This is a genomic window from Taibaiella lutea, from assembly GCF_008629695.1.
GTDB classification, from domain to species: domain Bacteria; phylum Bacteroidota; class Bacteroidia; order Chitinophagales; family Chitinophagaceae; genus Taibaiella; species Taibaiella lutea.
Map to the genome: position 1 here is coordinate 302,796 of NZ_VWSH01000003.1, position 6,795 is coordinate 309,590.

The 6,795-nt window shown below is 37.3% G+C and carries 6 protein-coding genes; 2 read left to right on the forward strand and 4 right to left on the reverse strand.

Features of this window, described 5'->3' with window-relative positions:
• Nucleotides 1-18 precede the first annotated feature (18 nt).
• Nucleotides 19-1,761: an ABC transporter ATP-binding protein gene (locus F0919_RS12525; RefSeq protein WP_150033109.1), complete on the forward strand. Its 1,743-nt coding sequence runs from the start codon at nt 19-21 to the stop codon at nt 1,759-1,761.
• Between the two features lie 44 nt (nt 1,762-1,805).
• Complete coding sequence (locus tag F0919_RS12530; protein ID WP_150033110.1) at nt 1,806-3,566, forward strand: ABC transporter ATP-binding protein; 1,761 nt, start codon at nt 1,806-1,808, stop codon at nt 3,564-3,566.
• A gap of 32 nt (nt 3,567-3,598) precedes the next feature.
• Here F0919_RS12530 and corA read toward each other — a convergent pair whose 3' ends face one another.
• The 4 genes from corA to F0919_RS12550 all read right to left on the reverse strand — a co-directional run.
• Nucleotides 3,599-4,693, reverse strand: coding sequence for a magnesium/cobalt transporter CorA (corA, locus tag F0919_RS12535; RefSeq protein WP_216629422.1), 1,095 nt, complete (start codon nt 4,691-4,693; stop codon nt 3,599-3,601).
• Nucleotides 4,694-4,760: 67 nt separating this feature from the next.
• Nucleotides 4,761-5,480, reverse strand: a complete 720-nt coding sequence (locus tag F0919_RS12540; protein ID WP_150033112.1) for a porin family protein — start codon at nt 5,478-5,480, stop codon at nt 4,761-4,763.
• Nucleotides 5,481-5,802: 322 nt separating this feature from the next.
• Nucleotides 5,803-6,534, reverse strand: a complete 732-nt coding sequence (locus tag F0919_RS12545; RefSeq protein WP_150033113.1) for a LytR/AlgR family response regulator transcription factor — start codon at nt 6,532-6,534, stop codon at nt 5,803-5,805.
• A gap of 6 nt (nt 6,535-6,540) precedes the next feature.
• On the reverse strand, nt 6,541-6,795 hold a 255-nt coding region (locus tag F0919_RS12550), incomplete at its 5' end, for a hypothetical protein (RefSeq protein WP_190277378.1).

Genomic DNA, 6,795 nt, shown 5'->3' on the forward strand with positions numbered 1-6,795 from the left:
ATTTCTATTTTAAATCAAATGTCGAAACCAAAACTTACAGCAGAACAAAAGGCAGCCAGACCCAATTTGTTACATTTGCTAAAACCATATAAAGGCCTCATTGCAGGCCTTTTATTGTTTGCGTTATTAAGCAACGCATTAACACTTGTCATTCCTAAACTGATTCAGATCGGTATAGATGATTATACAAAGGGTAGCTTCAGCCTGAAAAATATAGTTATCGAATTCAGCATTGCATCAGTATTGATTTTTGTTTTGCTATATGCCCAAAGCATTCTGCAGACTTATGCTTCGGAAAAGGTAGCGCGGAACCTGCGCAAAGATTTATCTGCAAAAATTTCGCAGCAAAGTTTCATACATATACAGGAAGCCACGCCGGCAAAGCTTCTGACTAATCTTACTTCTGATGTAGATGCAATAAAAATGTTTGTGTCACAGGCCATTGTTTCTATTGTTTCTTCCATTGTATTAATTATTGGTACGGCTGTATTACTGGTAAGCATTAATGTAAAACTTGGCTTGATGGTCCTACTTATTATTCCGATTATCGGCGTAACATTTATGGTGGTCTTTAAAAAGGTAAAAGTGTTATTCAAAAAAGGACAGGAAGTAATTGACTGGCTAAACAAGGTTATAAATGAAAGTATAATAGGGGCAGCATTGATACGTGTTCTGAATGCACAAAGTATAGAATACAACAAATTCATGGACGCAAGCCTGGAAGCAAAAAACCTTGGTATGTCTATTCTTCGCTTGTTTGCATTATTGATTCCTGTCATTGTTTTTACTGCTAATATGGCCAGACTTGCCGTGGTTGCCATCGGCGGACATTATGTTATAAATAAAGGAATGACTTTAGGAGATTTTGCGGCATTCAGCAGCTATATTTCTATCCTGATTTTCCCGATACTTATGATAGGCTTTATGAGTAATGTCATTGCCCGCGCTTCTGCATCTTACGGAAGAATACATGCTACGCTTCATACGCCCGGCACCATTGACAACGGAACTGTTACAAATGAGCTGCAAGGCAATATTGAATTGAAAGATATAACCATCACTTATGGAGAAAAAGCGGCATTAAAAGATGTTTCGTTTAAAGTGGATGCAAAGACCAGAACGGCTATAATCGGGCCTACAGCAGCAGGTAAATCGCAATTATTATATCTGTTGACTACTTTAATAAAACCAGATAAGGGCGCAATACTTTACGATAACATTCTTATTGATGAATATAAACAGGAAGCGTTACTAAGTCAGATCGGGCTTGCATTTCAGGATAGCATTATTTTCAACATGAGTGTAAGGGAGAATATTGCATTCAATGCAAATGTTACGGAAGCAGCCATGAATAAAGCAATAGAAACAGCCGAGCTTGGCGATTTTATTGAGACGCTACCCGAGAAACTGGAAACAATTATCTCGGAAAGAGGCAACAGTCTTTCAGGCGGACAGAAACAACGGGTAATGCTGGCAAGAGCATTAGCTATTGAACCCCGGATTTTGCTGCTGGACGATTTTACGGCAAGGGTTGACAACCAGACCGAACAAAAGATTTTAGCTAATTTAAAAAGAAATTATCCCGGTATCACCTTACTGTCTATTACTCAAAAAATAGCTTCTGCGAAAGATTTCGACCAGATTATATTACTAATGGAAGGCGAATTGATAGCAAAAGGAACGCATGAAACACTGATGAAAACCTGTCCTGAATATATTCAGATTTATGATTCACAGCAATCGCTTGAAGCATCACATTAACAGGGAACATACACCAATTGTAATAGTTTATATCGAAAACAGAAATGAATTACGATCTTAATATCGAACAGAAAAGCAGTACAGGCGCAGCCTTGCGAAAGATGCTGCAATTCATGTCTTCGGAGAAAAAAGAACTTTACCTCGCTTTTTTTGTGATGTTGCTGAATGCAGGCATTACAATGCTGGTACCTTATGTTATTGGTTACACCATTGACCATTACATTAAAAACAGCGACTATAAAATGCTGATGACTTTTTCGGGCTTTCTTTTTGTATTGTATATTATCTGGGCAGGAACAGAATATTTACAAACAAAATTGATGGGAGGTGTTGGGCAACGAATGCTGTATGCGTTACGTAATCAGGTTTTTGAGAAACTGCAACAATTTCCTGTGGCTTTCTTTAATCAAAACAAAAGCGGTGATTTAATATCGCGTATCAATAATGATACGGATAAAGTAAACCAGTTTTTTTCCCAATCGCTGATGCAGTTTGTAGATAGTATTTTCACTATGTTGGGCGCAGCAGCTTTCTTGCTGGCAATTAATATTGAGCTCGGAGCAGCCTCACTTGTGCCCGGTGTGTGTATCTTAATATTTGTTCAACTGGTTTCGGGATGGGTGAAAAAGAAAAATGCAGGCAGCATGAAAAGTACGGGCGGCATGAGCGCCGAAATTCAGGAAAGCCTTCAGAATTTCAGGACTATTATTACATTCAACAGAAGGGATTATTTCAGAAAACGTTTTGATGAGGTAAATGAAGAAAACTACAAAGCGGCTATAGGCGCAGGTTTGGCAAATAATATTTTCACGCCTGTATTTACATTGTTCTCAAATATTGCGCAGCTTATTGTTTTGGCTTTCGGTATTTATCTCATTACAAAGGGGCAATTTACGGTCGGTTTGCTGATAAGTTTTATTGCCTATGTCCAGAACTTTTATTTTCCCCTGCGTCAATTGGCTGCACTATGGGCAAGTTTTCAAACAGCTATGGCAGCATGGGACAGGATTGCAGTAATACTGAGTCTGGAAGCCCCTGCAGAAAAAGTCAGGGAACTAAATGTAAAGTCGTTGAACTTCGGTCAGTCGCCCCTTCTGGAATTCTCCAATGTTTCTTTTGCTTATCCGAATGGGAAACAGGTATTGAATGATATCAATTTCAAAATGGAACAAGGCAAGACTTATGCTTTGGTTGGCCCTACAGGTGGAGGAAAAACGACAACAGCAATGCTGATAGCAAGGCTTTATGACCCTACAGAAGGAATGGTACTCCTGCATGGCAAAGACATCAAACAATTTGAAGCAAGTGAACGTACCCATGAAATAGGCTTTATTCTTCAGGAGCCATTATTATTTACCGGAACGGTAAAGGATAATATACTTTACGGGAATGAAAAGTATAAAGATTTCGACGAGGAAAAGTTAATGGAAGTGTTGCAACATGAGGGATTAAACCAGCTTGTTCAAAGGTTTGATGACGGGCTGAAAACAAAAGTCCAGGCAAATGGTGAGAGCATCAGTTTAGGACAAAAACAGCTTATAGCCTTTATCAGAGCTGTTTTAAGAAAACCTTCCCTTCTGATACTGGATGAAGCGACTGCAAATATCGATACCGTAACGGAACAATTATTGGAAGATATCCTGAAGAAACTACCTCAAGAAACCACCAAAGTAATTATCGCACACCGGCTCAATACAATTGAAAATGCTGATGAAATCTTCTTTGTAAACAGTGGTTCTTTGCAAACTGCAGGCTCATTGAAAAACGCCATGAGCATGCTTTTGGAAGGGAAACGTGCAAGTTGATATTTAGCTGTGAACTGAAATTCACAGCTATACTAAAACCAACCTTTTTTCCTGAAGTATAATAACATTAAAACTGAAATGGATAACATAATCAATACTGTATAAACAAATCCATGTGGATGATCCGAAAATGGAATCTTAACAAAATTCATCCCAAACACGCCGCCGATAACGGTTGCAGGTGCCAATATGGTTGTAACCACAGTCAGGATTTTCATTACTTCATTCATCTTTGTGTTGACCTGATTCACATATAAGTCCTGAAGGTTTGTCGCCATTTCCCTGTAATTTTCAGTGTATTCGATAGCTAATGTAATATGGTCATAAACATCTTTGAAATATTTACGATTTGCATCAAGCACTAAAGGATTTTCTGAATGCCGGAAAGAATTAATCAATTCACGAACCGGCGTAATGGCCCGTTTCAAGGTCATAAGTTCATGACGGATTAAAGATACTTTCAATAAAATGGAATCATTCGGCTTTCTGATAACTTCATCTTCCAGTCGTTCCAGCCGTTCCGATAGTTTTTCAATAACGGTATAATAATCATCCACTACCGCGTCCATTAAACAATAAGCGAGATAATCGGCTCCCCTTTCCCTTACAGGTGTTTTAGGATTCTTTAGCCTTTCCCGTAATGGATTGAACGGATCCTGGGTCGGGTCAGGTTGAAAAGAAATGAGTAGATTCTCTGACAATACAATGCTTAACTGTTCTATTTGTATCAAACCCGTATTAGTATTATAATACAGCATTGGCATGAGGGCGAACAAATGAGAATCTATGTCGTCTGATTTTGCACGTTGGCCAATACTGAGGATATCTTCTGCCAACAGCGGGTGAATGTGAAAACGTTCGCAAAGTTCCTCCACTTCTTCTTTTCGCAAACCATCTACATTAATCCATGTAACGTTTTGAGGATCTATATGGAATGTACATTGCTCAAAAGACTTTGTAGCAAAGGTTTCTATTGTTTTTTCATTGTAACTGTAATTCGAATATACCGTAGGCATATCAGGCAGCGTTACAATTTCTCTTTTAGGATTATAAGTGCTGAGTTTCTTCCTTTTGTTCATAATAGGAAGAAACTGACCAATTGTTTTATTATAGGCTCTGCGAAACAATTTGCGTTATTTGTAAGTATAAAAAAAGACACCGTTTGGTGTCTTTCAAAAGTAAAATATTTTATGGTTAATAACGCGGCCTGTTTGTTACGTTAAAGAAATAACCAATGGTAATACCGCCGCCTGAATTGCGGAATGCATTGTCAGCACTGCCACCCGGCGCAATGTTTAACAAACCGATACCATAATAGGCGCGAAAGAAAACACCGACAGGCAATTCATATCCTAATGTTACGTTTGCGCTCATATCAAATCTACGTAAATCGTTATTAACGCGGTCATTTCCATAACTTACAGAGTTATCATAAATAGTTGGCCTGTCAATGCCATTAGTTGTGTAAGTATATTCTCTTTTAAAGCCGCCGCCTACACCAACATTGAAGGATGGTCCCACACCAAAAAAGAAATGCGGATCATCAAATTCAGGACCTGTTTTAAACAAGGCATAAACCGGTAATTGTAAATAGGTTATTCCATATTTACGATGATCTGTTTCACTGGAAGGAATTCCTGAACCCGTCTTGTAATAACGAGTATAATTGCTTTCAGTACCATTATTGGTAGAAATATAAAGTCCTGTCTGTAATGAAAATGATTGGCTGAACTGAAAGTCGGCAGTTGCTCCTGCTTTAAAACCCAATTGATAATTGGTGGAATAATCTGTTCCGTTAATATTTTGAGACATGGTAGTAAGCGTTGCTCCAACTTCCGGGCCTACTTTAATATCTTGTGCCGTAGCTACTGAACCTAAGCCTAACAGCCCAATAATCGATAGAATTTTTTTCATTATACTTCTTTTGGTCAAACAAAGATAATTTTCCTGAGGGTAAATTAAAATTTTTTACGAAAAAATAGTAAAAAGTACTCAAATTATAATCCTGCAATGTTTTCAGATAGAATGTGAACATTATGCTGAACACTTTCAAAACACCGATTCATATAAATACAAAAATGCCTGGACATATCTTTTATTTGTCCAAACATATTTTGTAAAGGATAGGAGGGGCCGTTTATTATCGCGAAAATAAACTACTGCCCGGATTGTTTATACATTGTTTTGATAACGGGCGTTTTTTCTTGAGAACGTTTTTTCAAATAGGAATCTGGCATTATAAACAGTTCAAAAAGGCTTCTTTTCTTCTTACAGCAAGAGGTATATGTTGATTGTTTTTCAGAATAACCACGTCGTTTGTTACTTTTTCGACAGATAAAACATAGCTTATATTTACCATGTATGATTTATGTACCCTGAAAAATCCTTTCGTGCTGAGCATTTGTTCATATTCTTTAATGCTTTTTGAGCTTGTTATACGTTTATCATTATTTAAATGAAAAGTGGAATAAGAATTATTGGCCTCAATATAGATAATCTGGTCAAGCTCAATAATATCAGTTTCCTTATTACCATTTATTACCAAACGTCTTATATCATTTGGATTTTGAAGAATAGATTGAAAATAATTGGTATTCAGGCGTTGGTTACGTTCAATCTTAAGCTGTGCTTTTTTTATTGCGTCTTTCAGATCATCTACCTTAATAGGTTTTAATAAATAGTATAATGCTGAAAATTTAATTGCTTCAATTGAATAATGATCGAATGCAGTAACAAAAATTACTTCAAAAGGCAATTCTTCGTATTTACGCAATAAATCAAATCCTGTGTAAGGCGGCATATCAACATCAAGAAATACTACAGCAGGGTTCAATAATTCTATCTGCTCATAAGCAGTATTTATGTTTTGGCAACGCCCTACAATTTCCAGCTCGGGACAATAATTACGGAGTAGTGCAGATAAATTATCAAGGCTCCTTATTTCGTCATCAATCAATAGTACTTTCATATAAATTTAAATTGGAATAGTTATAGTTGCAGTGGCACCTGTTTCGGATATCTGCAAATGATATTCACCTTTTACTTTGTTCTTTGTATAAATATTCAACCGGTCCTTAATCGTCTGCACCGCTATAGAGTTACCCTTAAAGCTTTTGCCGCCAGACGGCTGGCCGTTATCTTTTATTGTCACGCCAAGCAGGTGCTTGTTAACAAGCCCGAAGGTCACTTCAATATGGCCCTTTACATCATTTAATGCTGAAACACCATG